We start from the raw sequence: 19483 nt of genomic DNA on the forward strand, positions 1-19483 counted from the left end.
TAAGGAGCACACGCACGATGCAGAACGAGGACAAGCTCCGCGATTACCTCAAGCGGGCGACCACCGATCTGCGCACCGCACGCCGACGCCTGCGCGAGGTCGAGGACCGCGAGCAGGAGCCCATCGCCATCATCGGGATGAGCTGCCGCTACCCGGGCGGGGTCGAGTCGCCGGAAGACCTGTGGCAGCTGGTGTCCGAGGGCCGCGACGCCGTGGTGGAGTTCCCCTCCGACCGCGGCTGGGACGTCGAATCGCTCTACGACCCCGACCCGGAGCACGCGGGCACCTCGATCACCCGGCACGGCGGATTCCTGCAGGGCGCCGCGGGCTTCGACCCGGCCTTCTTCGGCGTCAGCCCGCGCGAGGCCCTCGCGATGGACCCGCAGCAACGACTGCTCCTCGAAACCTCCTGGGAGGCGTTCGAGCGGGCCGGCATCGACCCGGCGCAGGCCAGGGACACCAGGACCGGCGTGTTCGCGGGCGTCATGTACAACGACTACGCGACACGGCTGCCGCAGGCGCCCGAAGGGTTCGAGGGCTTCCTCGCCAACGGCAGCGCGGGCAGCATCGCCTCCGGCCGGATCGCCTACACGCTCGGCCTCGTCGGGCCCGCCGTAACGGTGGACACGGCGTGCTCGTCGTCGCTCGTCGCCCTGCACCTCGCGATGGTGGCGCTGCGCCGCGACGAGTGCTCCCTGGCGCTCGCGGGCGGTGCCACCTTCATGTCCACGCCGCGTACGTTCGTCGAGTACAGCAGGCAGCGCGCCCTGTCCGTGGACGGCCGCTGCAAGGCGTTCTCCGACAGTGCCGACGGCACCGGCTGGGGCGAGGGTGTCGGCATGCTCCTGGTGGAGCGTCTGTCCGACGCGCAGCGCAACGGACACCCCATTCTCGCGGTCGTGCGTGGCTCGGCGGTGAACCAGGACGGCGCGTCCCACGGCCTGACCGCGCCGAACGGCCCGTCCCAGCAGACGGTGATCAACCAGGCGCTGAAGAGCGCTCGGCTCACCCCCGCGCAGGTGGACGCCGTCGAGGCGCACGGCACCGGCACCACCCTTGGCGACCCGATCGAGGCACAGGCCCTCATCGCGACCTACGGCGCCGAGCGGGACGCGGACCGGCCGCTGTGGCTGGGCTCGCTGAAGTCGAACATCGGTCACTCCCAGGCGGCGGCCGGGGCCGGCGGCATCATCAAGATGGTCATGGCGATGCGGCACGGTGTGCTGCCCAAGACCCTCCACGTCGACGAGCCGAGCAGCCACGTCGACTGGTCGGCCGGCGCCGTGGAGCTGCTGACGGAGGGTCAGCAGTGGCCGCGGACGGATGAACCGCGCCGCGCCGGTGTCTCCTCGTTCGGCGTCAGCGGCACGAACGCCCACGTCATCCTGGAGGAGGCGCCCGCCCCCGAACCGGCGCCCACAATGGCCGACGATTCGCAGGCCCCCGCCGTCACTCCGTGGGTGCTGTCCGCCCGCAACCCCGACGCGCTGCGCGCCCAGGCCGACCGTCTCCGCTCCGCGGTGGAGGCTTCCGCCGACTTCGACCCTGCGGGCGTCGGCTACTCGCTGGCCACGACACGGTCCCTGTTCGAGCACCGCGCCGTACTCCTCGCCGAGGACCGGACCACCACCATCGACCGTCTCGCCGCGCTGGCCGAGGGGCGTGGTGGCCCGGGTGTCGTGGTCGGTGAGGCGACACCGCACCGGTTGGGTTTCTTGTTCTCGGGGCAGGGGTCGCAGCGGCTGGGTATGGGGCGTGAACTGGCGGCCCGTTTCCCGGCGTTCGGCGAGGCTCTGGAGGCTGTGCTTGCGGAGTTCGGGCCTGAGGTCCGTGAGGTGTTGTTCGGTGAGGACGCCGACGCCCTGAACGAGACCGGGGTGACGCAGCCTGCGTTGTTCGCGGTCGAGGTCGCGCTGTTCCGGCTGCTTGAGTCGTGGGGCGTGCGTCCCGATGTGCTGGCGGGGCATTCGATCGGTGAGTTGGCTGCGGCGCATGTGGCGGGTGTGTGGTCGCTGGCGGATGCCGTGAAGGTGGTGTCGGCGCGTGGTGCGCTGATGCAGGCGCTCCCGTCCGGTGGCGCGATGGTGGCGATTCAGGCGTCCGAGGCCGAGGTCGCCTTGGATCTGCCGGAGACGGTGGGCATTGCTGCGGTGAACGGCCCGACATCGGTGGTTGTTTCCGGTGTCGCGGCTGATGTCGAGGCGGTGGCCGAGCGGTGGCGCGAGGCGGGCCGCAAGGTGTCACGGCTGAAGGTCAGTCACGCCTTCCACTCGCCGTTGATGGAGCCGATGCTCGACGAGTTCCGGCGGGTCCTCGATGGCGTGTCGTACGAGGCTCCGGCGATCCCGATCGTGTCGACGCTGACCGGCCGTTCGGCCACCGCCGAGGAGCTGACGTCGCCGGAGTACTGGGTGCGGCACGTGCGCGAGCCCGTGCGGTTCCACGACGCGGTGGTGGCGCTGCGCGAGCAGGGTGTCGATGTCTTCCTGGAGGTCGGCCCCGGTGGCGTGCTCTCCGGTCTCGGGCAGCTCAACACCCCGGAGGCCGCCTTCGTACCCGTGCTGCGCGGCGACCGGCCCGAACTCGTCGCCCTGACCACCGCCATCGGCCAACTGCACGTACGCGGTGTCCCGGTGGACCTGGCCGCCCTCTTCGACGGCAGCGGCGCCACCCGGGTCGACCTGCCGACGTACGCGTTCCAGCGCGAGCACTACTGGCTGGACGCGCCGGCCGTCGAGGAGAGCGCCGAGCGGATATCGCCGGTGGACGCGCGGTTCTGGGCGGCAGTGGAGGAGGGCGACCCCTCCGATCTCGCCCGCACGCTGGGTGTGTCGTCCGACGACCCGTTGAGCGCCGTGCTGCCCCGTTTGTCCGCGTGGCGCCGCAAGCAGCGGGACCGGTCCACGGCCGATGGCTGGCGGTACCGGGTCGAGTGGCGGTCGGTGGCAGCCGGTAGGCGGAAGTTGGACGGTGCTTGGCTGGTTGTCGCTCCGGCCGGTGAAGAGCGTGCCGAGTGGGTGCGCGAGTCGCTGACGCGCAACGGCGTGGACGACGTGCACGTGCTGAGTGTGGACCCGGAAGCGGTCGACTGGGCGGAGCAGTTGGGCGGGTTGCCGTCATTGAGCGGGGTTGTCTCGCTGCTGGCGTTCGCTGACGCGGGTGCGTCGACTGTGCCCGTGGGTGTCGCGGCCACGGTTGGGCTGCTGCGGGCTCTCGGCGACAGGAACGTACCGCTGTGGTGCCTGACGTCGGGCGCGGTGTCGGCGGGCGCGGGTGACGTGGTCGCCGGGTTCGAGCAGTCGATGCTGTGGGGCCTCGGCCGGGTCGCCGCGCTGGAACACCCCGGCCGCTGGGGCGGCCTGGTCGACCTGCCCGAGACGCAGGACGACGCGACCGGAGACCTGCTCGCCTCCGCTCTCGCCGAACCGGCGGAAGGAACCGCCGAGACGATCGGCGAAGACCAGATCGCCCTGCGCGGCAACGAGATCCTCGGCCGCAGACTGGTCCCCGCCCCGCTGGGCGACGCCTCAGGCGAGAACTGGTCGCCGCGCGGCACAGTCCTGGTCACCGGCGGCACCGGCGCCCTGGGCGGCCACGTGGCGCGCTGGCTGGCCACGCACGGAGCCGAGCACATCGTGCTTGCCGCCCGTCGCGGCAGGGCAGCGACAGGGGCCGAGGAACTGGAATCCGAGCTCGTCGAGTTGGGTGCCCGGGTCACGTTCGCCACCTGTGACGTCGCCGACCGGGACGCCGTCGCGGCGATGCTGGAGAGCATCCCGCCGCTCACCGCCGTCGTGCACACGGCGGGCGTCGAGCGCTCGGCCGCCCTCGCCGACCTCGACCCGGACGACCTCACCGGGTTCGCAGAGGTCCTGGCGGCGAAGGCCGACGGCGCGCGGAACCTGCACGAGCTCCTTGCCGACACGCAGTTGGACGCGTTCGTCCTGTTCTCGTCCATCGCCGGAGTGTGGGGCAGCGGCGGCCAGGCCGCGTACGGGGCAGCCAACGCCTACCTGGACGCCCTCGCGGACCACCGCAGGGCGGCAGGCCTTCCCGCCACAGCCGTCGCGTGGGGCCCGTGGGGCGGCGGCGGCATGGTCGAGGACTCCGGACAGGCCACCCACCTCCAGCGCCTCGGCCTGACCACCATGGCCCCCGACGCGGCGCTCGCAGGTCTCGGCTCTGCCATCGAGAACGGCGACGGCAAGATCACCGTTGCCGACGTCGACTGGACCCGGTTCGCCGGAGCCTTCATGGCGCAGCGCCCGAGCGGGCTCCTCGCTGAACTCCCCGAGGTGCGAGCCGCGTTCGACACGGCCCCAGCCGAGCGGAGCAGCGGAACGTCGGCTCTCGCGCAGCGCCTCGTGGGTCTTGACGAGTCCGAGCAGGAGCGGCAACTGACCGACCTCGTACGGTCCGAGGCCGCCGCGGTACTCGGTCATTCCTCCGCCGACGCCTTCTCCGCGACCCGTGCCTTCAGGGAGCTCGGCTTCGACTCGTTGACGGCGGTGGAACTGCGCGCCCGGCTCAGCGAGGCCACCGGTGTCGCCCTGCCCGCGGCCGTGGTGTTCGACTACCCGACGGCCGCTGCCCTGGCCGCCTACCTGCGCACGGAACTGTCCGGAGCGTCCCCTGCCGCCTTAGCCCCCAACGCCGTCTCCGGCGTGACCGACGAGCCGATCGCCATCGTGGCGATGGCCTGCCGGTTCCCGGGCGGTGTGGCGAGCCCGGAGGACCTGTGGCAGGTGCTCCTGTCGGGCGAGGACGCCGTGACGGAGTTCCCCACGGACCGCGGCTGGGACGTCGAGGCGCTGTACAACCCCGACCCGGACACGGCGAGCATCGGCACGTCGTACTCCCGTATGGGCGCGTTCCTCGACCACGTCGCGGACTTCGACCCGACGCTCTTCGGCATCTCGCCGCGCGAGGCCCTCGCGATGGACCCGCAGCAGCGGCTGCTCCTTGAGACCTCCTGGGAGGCGTTCGAGCGGGCGGGCATCGACCCCGACTCGCTGCGGGGCAGCAGGTCGGGTGTGTTCGTCGGCACCAACGGCCAGGACTACACGACGCTGATGATGGCCGCGCCGGACAGCGTCGACGGCTACTTCGGCACCGGCAGCGCGGCGAGTGTCATCTCCGGCCGCCTGTCGTACACCTTCGGCCTCGAAGGCCCCGCGGTGACGGTCGACACAGCGTGCTCCTCCTCGCTGGTGGCCCTGCACCTGGCGGTACAGGCCCTGCGGAAGGGCGAGTGCGAGCTGGCGCTCGCGGGTGGTGTGACGGTGATGTCGACGCCCGCCGCGTTCGTGGAGTTCAGCCGCCAGCGCGGACTTTCGGTCGACGGCCGCTGCAAGGCCTTCGGGGCCGACGCGGACGGCACCGGCTGGGGCGAGGGCATCGGCATGCTGCTCGTCGAGCGTCTTTCGGACGCCGAGCGCAACGGCCACCAAGTCCTGGCGGTCGTACGGGGATCCGCGGTCAACCAGGACGGCGCGTCCAACGGCCTGACCGCCCCGAACGGACCCTCGCAGCAGCGGGTCATCCGGGCCGCTCTGGAGGCAACAGGCCTCACGCCGTCCGATGTGGACGCGGTCGAGGCGCACGGCACGGGTACGAAGCTGGGTGACCCGATCGAGGCCCAGGCGCTCCTCGCCACTTACGGCCAGGACCGCCCCGCCGGCCGCCCGCTGTTGCTCGGCTCGATCAAGTCGAACATCGGTCACACGCAGGCCGCCGCGGGCGTGGCGGGCGTGATCAAGATGGTCATGGCGATGCGGCACGGTGTGCTGCCCCGCACTCTGCACGCGGACGAGCCGTCACCGCACGTGGAATGGTCGGCGGGTGCGGTGGAACTGCTCACCGATCAGCGCGAGTGGCCTGCCGCGGACCGGCCGTGGCGCGCGGGCGTCTCGTCGTTCGGGTTCAGCGGTACGAACGCCCACGCCATCATCGAGCAGGCCCCGCAGGCCCCCGAGACCGAGCAGGAAGAAGCCCCGGAGCCGCTGCCTGCCGGCACGGTCGTCCCGTGGACGCTGTCGGCCAAGAGCCCCGAGGCACTGCGGGCGCAGGCCGGACGGCTCAAGTCGTTCGTGGACGGATCGTCGGGCCTGGCAGTGGCGGACGTGGCCCGTTCGCTGACGTTCTCGCGGGCGGCCCTTGAGCACCGCGCGGTGGTGGTCGGTGCGGACCTCGCCGAGTTCCAGTCGGCTCTGACCGCGCTCGCCGAGGGGCGTGGTGGCCCTGGTGTCGTGGTCGGTGAGGCGACACCGCACCGGTTGGGTTTCTTGTTCTCGGGGCAGGGGTCGCAGCGGCTGGGTATGGGGCGTGAACTGGCGGCCCGTTTCCCGGCGTTCGGCGAAGCTCTGGAGGCTGTGCTTGCGGAGTTCGGGCCTGAGGTCCGTGAGGTGTTGCTCGGTGAGGATGCTGATGCGCTGAATGAGACGGGGGTGACGCAGCCCGCGTTGTTCGCGGTTGAGGTGGCTTTGTTCCGGCTGCTTGAGTCGTGGGGTGTGCGTCCCGATGTGCTGGCGGGGCATTCGATCGGTGAGTTGGCCGCCGCGCATGTGGCGGGCGTGTGGTCGCTGGCTGACGCCGTGAAGGTGGTGTCGGCGCGTGGTGCGCTGATGCAGGCGCTGCCGTCTGGTGGCGCGATGGTCGCGATTCAGGCGTCCGAGGCCGATGTTGCTGTGGATCTGCCGGAGACGGTGGGCATTGCGGCGGTGAACGGCCCATCGTCGGTGGTTGTCTCTGGTGTTGCTGCTGATGTTGAGGCGGTAGCCGAGCGGTGGCGCGAGGCGGGCCGGAAGGTGTCTCGCCTGAAGGTCAGTCACGCCTTCCACTCGCCGCTGATGGAGCCGATGCTCGACGAGTTCCGGCGGGTCCTCGATGGCGTGTCGTACGAGGCTCCCGCGCTCCCGATCGTTTCGACGCTGACCGGTGTCCGTGCTTCCGTCGAGGAGTTGTCGTCGCCGGAGTACTGGGTGCGGCACGTGCGCGAGTCGGTGCGGTTCGCCGACGCCGTCGGCACGCTCGTCGCCGAGGGCGTGACGACCTTCGTCGAGGTCGGCCCGGGCGGGACGCTGTCGGCGCTGGGCCAGGAGTCCGCGCCGGAGGCAACCTTCGTACCCACGCTGCGTGGCGATCGCCCCGAGGCGGTGGCCGCCACGACGACTGTCGGGCAGTTGCATGTACGCGGTGTCGAGGTGGACTGGGAGGCGTTCTTCGCCGGTCGCGGCGCACGGCGCGTCGACCTGCCGACGTACGCGTTCCAGCGTGAGCGCTTCTGGCTGGACACTCCGGACGTGCACGATGCCGACAAGGGCGCCGAGCGGATATCGCCGGTGGAGGCGCGCTTCTGGGAGGTCGTGGAAGAGGGCGACATCGCGGATCTCGCCCGCACGCTCGATGTGTCGTCCGACGATCCGTTGAGCGCCGTGCTCCCCCGCTTGTCCGCGTGGCGCCGCAAGCAGCGGGACCGGTCCACGGCCGATGGCTGGCGGTACCGGGTCGAATGGCGGTCGGTGGTCGCAGGGAATCGGCGACTGGACGGTGCTTGGCTGGTCGTCGCGGCGGCCGGGGAGGAGCGCGCCGGGTGGGTCGGCGACGCGCTGACCCGCAATGGTGCGGACGTGCGTGTCCTGTACGTGGACGCGGGAGCGGTCGACTGGGCGGAGCAGTTGGGCGGGTTGCCGTCGTTGAGCGGGGTTGTCTCGCTGCTGGGGTTCGCTGACGCGGGCGGGTCGACTGTGCCCGTGGGTGTCGCGGCCACGGTTGGGCTGCTACGGGCTCTCGGCGACAGGGACGTACCGCTGTGGTGCCTGACCTCGGGCGCGGTGTCGGTGGGCGGGAGTGACGCCGTCGCCGGGTTCGAGCAGTCGATGCTGTGGGGCCTCGGCCGGGTCGCCGCGCTGGAGCAGCCGGCCCGCTGGGGCGGTCTCGTGGATCTGCCCGAGGCGCAGGACGGCGGGACCGGTGATCTGCTGGCTTCCGTGCTCGCCGGGACGAGTGGCGAGGACCAGGTCGCGCTGCGCGGCGGCAAGGTACTGAGCCGCAGGCTGGTCACCGCGCCGGTGAGCGAGGCGTCCGGCGACGGCTGGTCGCCGCGCGGCACGGTCCTTGTCACCGGCGGCACCGGCGCACTGGGCGCACACGTGGCCAGATGGCTGGTGGGCAAGGGCGCCGAACATCTCCTGCTGACCAGCAGGCGTGGACCCGAGGCCGATGGTGCGGACGAGCTGCGTGCGGAGCTGACCGCGCTGGGCGCCCGGGTCACGATCGCGGCCTGTGACGCGGCCGACCGGGATGCGCTGGCCGACGTGCTCGCGTCCGTACCCACCGAGTTTCCGCTCACCGCTGTCGTGCACGCGGCAGGCATCGAGCGCTCGGCCGCCCTCGCCGACCTCGACCCGGACGACCTCGCCGAGTTCGCCGACGTACTGACGGCGAAGGCCGACGGCGCGCGGAACCTGCATGAGCTGCTCGCCGACTTGCAGTTGGACGCGTTCGTCCTGTTCTCCTCCATCGCCGGTGTGTGGGGCAGCAGCGGGCAGGGCGCGTACGCGGCTGCCAACGCCTACCTCGACGCCCTCGCCGAACACCGCAGGGCGGCGGGCCTTCCCGCCACGGCCGTCGCATGGGGCCCGTGGGGCGGCGGCGGCATGGTCGCGACCGACGAGCAGGCCACGCAGCTGCGCCGTTGGGGCCTTGCGACGATGGATCCGGATGTGGCTGTCGCCGGTCTGGCCACGGCCCTTGAGCGCGGTGACGGGAACATCGTCGTCGCAGACGTCGACTGGAGCCGGTTCGCGGGCACGTTCATGGCGCAACGCCCGAGCGCACTCCTCGGCGAACTGCCCGAGGTCCGCACCGCGTTCGATGCCGCTCCCACTGAGCAGGGCGGCACGTCGGCTCTCGCGCGGCGCCTCGCGGGTCTGGACGCGGCCGAGCAGGAGCGGCAGCTCACTGATCTTGTCCGGTACGAGGCCGCCGCGGTCCTTGGTCACGTGTCCGGCGACGCCTTCTCTCCGACACGTGCGTTCAAGGAGCTCGGTTTCGACTCGTTGACGGCCGTGGAACTGCGCGCCCGGCTCCGCGAGGCCACGGGCATCGCCCTGCCCGCGACCCTGGTGTTCGACTACCCGACGCCCGCCGCCCTGGCCGCCTATCTGCGCGTAGAGCTGTCCGGCGTGGATTCGACGCCCACCACCTCCGCCCCTGTTGGCGTCTCAGGCGTCTCCGGTGTGACCGACGAGCCGATCGCCATCGTGTCGATGGCGTGCAGGTTCCCCGGCGGTGTGACAGGCCCGGAGGGCCTGTGGGACTTCCTCCTGTCGGACGGCGACGCGGTGACGGAGTTCCCCACCGACCGCGGCTGGGACGTCGAGGCCCTGTACGACCCCGACCCGGACACGGTGGGGACCACATACCTGCGCTCAGGCGCGTTCATGTCGGACGTGAGCGGCTTCGACGCGGGCTTCTTCGGCATCTCGCCGCGTGAGGCCCTCGCGATGGACCCGCAGCAGCGGCTGCTGCTCGAGACCTCCTGGGAACTCCTCGAGCGCGCCGGGGTCGACTCGGCGTCGCTGCGCGGTGAGCGCGTCGGCGTGTTCGTCGGGTCGAACGCCCAGGACTACAGCCTTGTCCTCGGCGACGCTGCCGAGGACGTGGGCGGCTATGTGGCGACCGGCAACGCGGCCAGCGTGGCCTCGGGCCGTCTGTCGTACACCTTCGGCTTCGAAGGCCCTGCCGTCACGGTGGACACGGCGTGCTCGTCGTCCCTGGTGGCTCTGCACCTGGCGGTGCAGGCGCTGCGGACGGGGGAGTGCGAGCTTGCCCTTGCCGGTGGCGTGACGGTGATGTCGACGCCGGGCGCGTTCATCGAGTTCAGCCGCCAGCGCGGACTGTCGCTGGACGGCCGGTGCAAGGCGTTCGGCGCGGGCGCCGACGGCACCAGCTGGGGCGAAGGCGTCGGCATGCTCTTCGTCGAGCGGCTCTCGGACGCCCAGCGCAACGGGCATCCGGTCCTTGCCGTCATCCGCGGTTCGGCGGTGAACCAGGACGGCGCGTCCAACGGCCTGACCGCGCCGAACGGCCCCTCGCAGCAGCGCGTCATCCGCCAGGCGCTCGCCAGCGCGGGCCTCACGCCGTCCGATGTGGACGCGGTAGAGGCACACGGCACCGGCACCAAGCTGGGCGACCCGATCGAGGCCCAGGCGCTCCTCGCCACCTACGGCCAGGACCGCCCTGATGACCGGCCGCTGTTGCTGGGCTCGGTGAAGTCGAATATCGGTCACACGCAGGCCGCCGCCGGTGTCGCCGGTGTCATCAAGATGGTCATGGCGATGCGGCACGGCGTGCTGCCCCGAACCCTGCACGCGGACGAGCCGTCACCGCATGTCGACTGGTCGGCTGGTGCGGTGGAACTGCTCACCGATCAGCGCGAGTGGCCTGCCGCGGACCGGCCGTGGCGAGCAGGTGTGTCGTCGTTCGGGTTCAGCGGTACGAACGCGCACGCCATCATCGAGCAGGCCCCGGTGGCCGAACCCGAGGCAGCTCCGGAGCCGGCGCGTGACGGTGGCCTGGTGCCGTGGGTGCTTTCGGCGGGCGACGAGGGCGCCCTGCGTGGCCAGGCCGAGCGCCTGCTGTCCCTGGTGGACGAGCACGCGCCGGTCGACATCGGCTACTCGCTCGCGACGTCACGGTCGGTCCTTGACCACCGTGCCGTGGTGATGGCCGCCGACCGCTCCGAGTTCCTGGCGGCCTTGACGGCCGTGGCCGACGGCCGGACGACCGGTGCCGTGGTCGGGGGAGTCGCCGGCGAGCCCGGCCGGTTGGGCTTCCTCTTCTCGGGACAGGGTTCGCAGCGGCTCGGCATGGGACGCGAACTGGCCGACCGCTTCCCGGTGTTCGCCGAAGTGCTGGACGAGGTTCTTGACGCATTCGACCCGCAGGTCCGTGAAGTGTTGTTCGGTGAGGATGCCGACGCCCTGAACGAGACCGGGGTGACGCAGCCTGCCCTGTTCGCCGTCGAGGTCGCCCTCTTCCGCCTCCTGCAGTCCTGGGGTGTACGTCCCGATGTGCTGGCCGGACACTCCATCGGCGAACTGGCAGCGGCGTACGTGGCCGGTGTCTGGTCGCTGACCGACGCCGTCAAGGTGGTGTCGGCGCGAGGTGCGCTGATGCAGGCGCTGCCGTCTGGTGGCGCGATGGTGGCGATCCAGGCGTCCGAGGCCGAGGTTGCTGTGGATCTGCCGGAGACGGTGGGCATTGCGGCGGTCAACGGTCCGACGTCGGTGGTCGTTTCCGGTGTGGCCGCTGACGTCGAGGTCGTCGCCGAGCGGTGGCGTGAGGCGGGGCGGAAGGTGTCTCGCCTGAAGGTCAGTCACGCGTTCCATTCGCCGCTGATGGACCCGATGCTCGACGAGTTCCGCCGGGTACTGGAGGACGTTTCGTACGAGGCTCCGGCGGTCCCGATCGTGTCGACGCTGACGGGCCGGTTGGCCACCGCCGAAGAACTTGCCTCGCCCGACTACTGGGTGCGGCATGTGCGGGAGTCCGTGCGGTTCCACGATGCGGTGGTGGCGTTGTGTGAGCAGGGCGCCGGGGTGTTCGTCGAGGTTGGTCCGGGCGGGACGTTGTCGGCGCTGGGGCTTGGCGGTGCGCCGGATGCGGTGTTCCTGCCCGCGTTGCGTGCGGACAGGTCCGAGGAGGTCGCGCTGGTCACTACGGTTGCCGCGCTGTACACGCGGGGTGTGGTGGTCGACTGGGCCGGATTCTTCGCGGGCAGCGGCGGTCGGCGCGTTGACCTGCCGACGTACGCCTTCCAGCACCAGCGCTACTGGATGGACGCCCGGCCCGTCGCCGTCGAGGCCGCCACGAACGCGGACGAGGCGAAGTTCTGGGCCGCGGTGGACAGCGAGGAGGCGACCGCGCTCGCGTCGTCCCTGGGCATCACCGACGACGGGGCCACCGACTCGCTCCGCGCCGTGCTGCCGCTCCTGACGTCGTGGCGGCGCCGGAGCCACGAGAAGTCCACGCTGGACAAGTGGCGTTACACCGTCGGCTGGAAGCCGGTCGGTGTTCCCACGACGACGCCGCCCTCGGGCACCTGGCTGGTCGTGGCGCCCCCCGGTGACGAGCGCGCCGCCGCGCTGAGCGAGCTGCTCGCGGCCGGTGGCCTGGCACTCGCCGTGGTCGAGGCCGACACGGCCGACACGGCGGCCAGTGCTGCGGCCAACGCTGCGGCGAGCGCGGACCGCGCGGGCCTTGCCGACGCGCTGCGTGCGGCCGTCGCCCAGGTTCTCGCGAGCGAAGAAGAGGTCGGCGGAGTCCTGTCGCTGCTGGCGTTCGACGAGTCGCCGCACTCCGACCACCCCGCGGTGCCGAAGGGCGTGGCAGCCACCCTCGCGCTGATCCAGGCCCTCGGCGACGCGGACGTACAAGCGCCCCTCTGGTGTGCGACATCCGGTGCGGTGGCGGCGGTCGCGGATGACGCGGTCGCAGGGTTCGCGCAGTCGATGGTGTGGGGTCTCGGACGGGCCGCCGCGCTGGAACTCACCTCACGCTGGGGCGGGTTGGTCGACCTTCCGGAGACGGTGGACGAGCGGGTGGCCGCACGGCTGTGCGGGCTGCTCGGCGGGGCGGAGGACCAGGTCGCCGTACGCGGGTCCGGTGTGTTCGCACGCCGCGTCCGCCGGGCCGACTCGGTGGCACCGGACTCAGGCTCCGGCTGGACGCCGCGCGGCACGGTACTGGTGACCGGTGGTCTGGGCGCCCTGGGTGCCAGGGCCGCGCGCTGGTCCGCGGCGCACGGCGCCGAGCACCTCGTCCTGGTGAGCCGTCGCGGCAACGAGGCCGAGGGAGCAGCGGAGTTGGAGGCCGAGCTCGTCGAACTCGGCGCACGCGTCACGGTCGCCGCCGTCGACATCGCCGACCGGGACGGGCTCGCGGCCCTGCTCGACGGCCTGGCCGCCGCCGGAGACCAGGTCGACGCCGTCGTACATACCGCTGGACTCAACGACAGCACCCCTGTCGAGGAGACCGACCTCGCGCGCTTCGCGGACGTGGTTGGCGCCAAGGTGGCGGGCGCGGCGCATCTGCACGAACTGCTCGCCGACACACCGCTCGACGCGTTCCTCTCCTACTCCTCGATCGCCGGCATCTGGGGCAGCGGCGGCCAGGTCGGCTACAGCGCGGCCAACGCCTACCTCGACGCCCTCGCCGAACACCGCACCGCGCACGGCCTGCCGGGCACAGCTGTGGCCTGGGGTCCCTGGGGCGGGGGCGGCATGGCCGACGACGAGGCGCAGCGGCAGCTCTCCCGGCGCGGGCTCCTGGCCCTTGAACCCGACCTCGCGGTGGCCGCCATCGCCGACGCGGTCGGCGGCGGCACGGCGAGCACCGTCGTGGTGGACGTCGACTGGGCACGGTTCGCACCCGCGTTCACCATCGGCAGGCCGAGCCCGCTGCTCGCCGATCTCCCCGAAGCACGAGACGCGATCGCGGGCCGGACCGCCAAGGCCGACGGGTCTGCCGCGTCCGCAGGGTCGGACGGGTCCGATCAGGAGGGGGCTGAGCTGCGGGGCCGACTCACCGGCCTTGACGCGGCCAAGCAGGGCGAACTCGTACGCGGTCTGGTGGTGGCGCAGGCGGCCACCGTCCTGGGGCACACCACCGCCGGTGCTGTCGATCCCGAACGGGCCTTCCGCGACCTGGGCTTCGACTCGCTGACCGCCGTGGAACTGCGCAACGGTCTCGCGGCCGCGTCGGGCCTGACCCTGCCCGCGACCGTGGTCTTCGACTACCCCACCCCCGCCGTGCTCGCCGACCATCTGCTGTCGGCGGTCCTGGAACCGTACGGCGAGTCGCCCCTGGCACCGACACCGGACACCGCACCGCCGGTCGTGACCGACGAGCCCATCGCGATCGTGGCGATGACGTGCCGGTACCCCGGCGGCGTCACCAGCCCGGAGGACCTGTGGCAGGTGCTCCTGTCGGGCGGGGACGCGGTGACGGACTTCCCGGCCGACCGCGGCTGGGACCTGGAGGCCCTGTACGACCCGGACCCCGCGGGCATCGGCACGACGTACTCGCGCAGGGGCGCCTTCCTCGACCGTGTGGCGGACTTCGACGCGACCTTCTTCGGGACCTCACCGCGTGAGGCCCTCGCGATGGACCCGCAGCAGCGGCTGCTCCTTGAAACCTCCTGGGAGGCGTTCGAGCGGGCGGGCATCGACCCGAGCTCGGTCCGCGGCGAGCGGGTCGGCGTGTTCGTCGGCTCGAACGTGCAGGACTACGGGCTTGTCCTCGGTGATGCCGTCGAGGACGTGGGCGGGCATGTGGCGACGGGCAGCGCGGCGAGCGTCATGTCCGGCCGCCTGTCGTACACGTTCGGCCTCGAAGGCCCCGCGGTGACGGTGGACACGGCGTGCTCGTCGTCCCTGGTCGCCCTGCACCTGGCGGCGCAGGCGCTGCGGTCGGGGGAGTGTGAACTGGCCCTCGCGGGTGGCGTGACGGTGATGTCGACGCCGGGCGCGTTCATCGAGTTCAGTCGGCAGCGCGGACTGTCCGTGGACGGCCGCTGCAAGGCCTTCTCGGACAGTGCCGACGGCACCGGCTGGGGCGAAGGTGTCGGCATGCTCATCGTCGAGCGCCTTTCCGACGCCCGGCGCAACGGCCACCAAGTGCTCGCCGTCGTACGGGGATCAGCCGTCAACCAGGACGGCGCGTCCAACGGCCTGACCGCCCCGAACGGCCCCTCACAGCAGCGCGTCATCCGCCAGGCCCTGGCAAGCGCGGGCCTCACGCCGTCCGACGTGGACGCGGTCGAGGCGCACGGAACCGGCACCACCCTCGGCGACCCCATCGAGGCCCAAGCCCTGCTCGCCACCTACGGCCAGGGACGCCCTGATGACCGGCCGCTGTTGCTGGGCTCGGTGAAGTCGAACATCGGTCACACCCAGGCCGCCGCCGGTGTCGCCGGTGTGATCAAGATGGTCATGGCGATGCGGCACGGCGTGCTGCCGCGGACGCTGCACGTCACCGAACCGTCGTCGCACGTGGACTGGTCGGCCGGAGCGATGGAACTGCTCACCGACCGGCGCGAGTGGCCCGCCGTGGACCGGCCGTGGCGAGCGGGTGTGTCGTCGTTCGGATTCAGCGGAACCAACGCACACACCATCATCGAGCAGGCTCCCGAGACGACGTCCCCCGAAATCAAGCCGGGAGAGCCGGGAGAGCCGGGAGGGCCGGGAGAGCCGGGCGTGGTCCCGTGGGTCCTTTCGGCGCGATCCGCCGAAGCACTGCGGGAACAGGCGTCCCGCCTCCGCGAGGAGTTCGAAGGCGCCGACGCGACCGTGTCGGCCGCCGACATCGCCCACTCGCTGCGGTCCCGCTCGGTGTTCGACCACCGGGCCGTCGTGGTGGGCCTCGGCCGGGAGGAGTTCAGCACCGGCCTCGCCGCCCTGGCCGAAGGCCGCGAGGCTCCCAACGTCGTGACCGGCACGGCCGAGAACCGTGGCACCGGTACGGTGTTCGTGTTCCCCGGCCACGGCACGCAGTGGGTCGGCATGGCCCTGGAACTCCTCGACTCCTCACCGGTGTTCCGTACGCGGATGGAGGAGTGCGCGGAAGCACTGGGCGAGTACGTCGACTGGCCGCTCCTCGACGCGATCCAGGACCCCGCGCTGATGGAGCGTCTTGACGTCGTCCAGCCCGCACTGTTCGCCGTGATGGTGTCCCTTGCCGCCACCTGGCGGTCCTGGGGCGTCGAGCCGAGCGCCGTACTCGGTCACTCCCAGGGGGAGATCGCCGCGGCGTGCGTCGCGGGCGCCCTGTCCCTGAAGGACGCGGCACGCCTCGCCGTCCTGCGGAGCAAGGCGCTGACCGCCCTCGCGGGCCAGGGCGGCATGGTCTCGGTCGCGCTCGGCGTGGACGACGTACGGGAATTCCTCGCGAGGTGGGACGGACAGCTCGCCGTCGGCGTGGTGAACGGCCCCGCGTCGGTCGTCGTCTCCGGCGACGTCGCCGCGCTGGACGAGCTGATGGAGGTCTGCGCCGAACAGGGCGTATGGGCGCGGCGGGTCCAGGCGGACTACGCCCCGCACTCCCACCACGTCGAACAGGTCGAGACGGAGATCCTGGAGGGACTGGCGGACGTGGCGCCGCGTTCCGGCGACGTGCCGTACTACTCGCCGCTGACCGGCGGCTGGCTGGACACCCGTGACCTGGACGCCTCGTACTGGTACCGCAGCCTGCGCCAGACGGTGGAGTTCGCGGACTCCGTCTCCACCCTGGTGGCGGAAGGCTTCACCACCTTCGTCGAGGTCAGCCCGCACCCGGTCCTGGTGGCCGGGCTCGGCGAACTGGCCGGCGCCGACGGCCTGGTCGTCGGCTCGCTGCGACGCGGCGACGGCGGCAAGGACCGGCTCCTGAACTCGGCGAGCAGGCTGTTCGTGCGCGGCGGCCGGGTGGCCCTGCCGTTCCCCGAAGCCCGGCGCGTGGACCTTCCCACGTACCCGTTCCAGCGCCTGCGCTTCTGGCCCACGACGGCGCACACCGCGTCCGGCGACGTGACATCGGCAGGACTCGGCCGGGTGGATCACCCCCTGCTCGCGGCCGTCACCGAACTCGCGGACTCCGAGGGCCTCGTGTTCAGCGGCAGGCTGTCCCTGCGCACCCACCCCTGGCTCGCCGACTACCGCGTCCTGGACACCGCGGTGCTCCCCGGCGCGGCCTACGTCGAGCTCGCACTGCGCGCCGGTGACCACGTCGGCTGCGCGTCCCTGGACGACCTGGTCCTCGAAGCGCCCCTGGTGCTGCCCGAACGGGACGGCGTCCAGATACGACTCAGCCTCGAAGGACCCGACGTGTCGGGCGCGACGGACGCACCGGGCTCCGGCAGCCGGACCTTCACCGTGGACTCCCGAAGGGACGAGGGCGGGGAGTGGACCCGCCACGCCACCGGCACCCTGACGGCCGAAGCCCACCCCGTCACCGACGACCTCGTCATCTGGCCCCCGAGCGAAGCCGAACCCGTCGACCTGGACAGTCACCACGCCACCGTCGCCGCCTCCGGCCTCGACCACGGCCCCGCCTTCCAGGGCCTGCGCGCCGCCTGGCGCAAGGGCGACCAGGTGTTCGCCGAAGTGACACTGCCGGACGGCCTCGCCGACGAGAACTTCGGCCTGCACCCGGCTCTCCTGGACGCCGCGCTGCAAGCCGTCGGGCTCAGGGCGAACTCGGACGGCCTGCCGTTCTCGTGGGCCGGGGTGCGACTCATCGCGACCGGGGCGACGGCGCTGCGGGTCCGGTTGACGCCGGTCGGCGTGGACTCTGTGGCGGTGCTCGTCGCCGACGGTTCCGGCGAGCCGGTCGCCGCCGTCGACGAGCTGAGCCTGCGCCCCCTCTCCGCCGACCAGCTCAACGCCGCACGCTCCGCCCACCGCGACTCGCTGTTCGAGGTGAAGTGGGTGCCGATGCCGGACGCCGCTCCCGAAACCGGCACCTGGGCGGTCCTCGGCGACGACACCGCCCGCCTCGCCCACGCGCTCACCGCGGCCGGCGAACCGGTGGACGAACACGCCGACCTGGCCGCGCTCCTGACCGCCGTCGACGCGGGCGCGCCCGTGCCGCACTGCGTGGCCGTGACACCCGGCGAGGGCGCGACAACCCCCCGGGAGGCCACGCACCACACCCTCGACCTGCTCCAGTCCTGGCTCGCGGACGACCGGTTCGCCGCGTCGCGGCTCGTGTTCCTGACGAGCGGCGCGGTGCCGGCAGGACCGGACGAGGCTGTACCGGACCTGGTGCGCGCTCCCGCCTGGGGCCTGGTGCGGTCGGCACAGTCGGAACACCCGGAGCGATTCGTCCTCGCCGACGTTGACGACCTGACCGACCTGACCGACCTGACCGACCTGACCGACCTGACCGACCTGACCGACCTGGCCGACCTGACCGACCTGGCCGACCTGACCGACCTGACCGACCTGGCCGACACGGCCGGGAACGAGAAGTCGCTGCGCAGGCTGCCCGCCGCCGTGGCGACCGGGGAACCGCAGGTGGTCATCAGGAACGGCACCGCCACGGTGGCCAGGCTCACGCGGCTCGCCGCTCCGGCCGACGCCCCCGAGCAGACGGCGTTCACCCCCGAAAGCACCGTACTGATCACCGGTGGTCTCGGCGTGCTCGGCGGCGTGACCGCACGGCACCTCGTCACCCGCCACGGAGTCCGGGACCTGGTACTGACCGGCAGGCGCGGCCCGGCCACACCGGGCGCGCAGGAACTGCGCCGGGAACTGGCCGACCTCGGCGCGCGCGTCACCGTCGTGGCGTGCGACGTCAGCGACCGCGCCGCGGTCGCCACGCTCCTTGCCGAACACCCCGTGACCGCGGTCGTCCACACGGCGGGTGTCCTCGACGACAGCATCATCGAGTCCCTGACCCCGGAGCACATCGATACGGTGTTCGGGCCCAAGGCCGATGCCGCGCTGCACCTGCACGAACTGACCCTGGGGACGGACCTCACGGCGTTCGTACTGTTCTCCGCCGCCGCCGGGGTGTTCGGCGGCCCCGGCCAGGGCAACTACGCGGCCGCCAACGCGTTCCTCGACGCACTCGCACAGCACCGCAGGGCCGCCGGGCTGCCCGCGACATCGCTCGCCTGGGGCCTGTGGGCCGAGGCCAGCGGCATCACAGGGCATCTCGACGACGCCGACGTACAGCGGATGGCCAGGGGCGGCATGACCCCGCTGTCCTCCGCGGACGGCATGGCACTGTTCGACGCGGCGCACACGACGGGCACCGCGACCGCGGTGCCCGCAGCGATCGACCTGGCAGCGCTGCGCTCCCACCCGGAGCAGGTACGGCCGCTGCTGCGCGGCCTGGTTCCGACACCCGCCCGCCGGACCGCACGGTCCGGCGACGGCTCCGGCGCGGTCCCGCTGGCCCAGCGGCTCGCCGGCCTCACCGAGGCGGAGCAGGACCGGACTCTCGTGCAGCTCGTCCGCACCCACACCGCGGCCGTGCTCGGCTTCCCCGGACCGGACGCCGTCGAGGCGGATAGGGCGTTCAAGGAGCTCGGCTTCGACTCGCTCACCGCCGTGGAACTGCGCAACAGGCTCGACGCCGAGGTCGACTCGCGACTGCCCGCCACCCTGGTGTTCGACCATCCCAACCCGGCGGCACTCGCGGCCCATCTCCGGACAACGGTGCTCGAAGGCGACGGCACCCCCGCCGCCGTGGTGCTCAGCGAGCTGAACAAGCTGACGGTCACCATCTCCAAACTCGACCCGAACGACGCTCTGGCCGGGGACATCCGGCTGCGGCTTCGCTCGCTCCTGTCCACCTGGGACGAGAGCGAACCCGAGCCCGCGGCGGACGACTTGACCTCGGCAACCCTCGACGACGTCTTCGACATCATCGACGACGAACTCGGAAGGTCCTGACCAGCGGGTACGGACTCTCACCAACCTGATCTGACCTGATC

General features: G+C 72.1%; 1 protein-coding gene. It reads left to right on the forward strand.

The genetic code is table 11. The features are described from left to right. The first annotated feature begins 17 nt into the window (after positions 1 to 17). Positions 18 to 19442 carry a type I polyketide synthase gene (locus ACZ5CR_RS41250; protein WP_468867655.1) on the forward strand — a complete coding sequence of 6475 codons (19425 nt, stop codon included), beginning with the start codon at positions 18 to 20 and terminating at the stop codon, positions 19440 to 19442. Positions 19443 to 19483: the final 41 nt, after the last annotated feature.

The organism is Streptomyces sp. NPDC031274 (assembly GCF_055570235.1).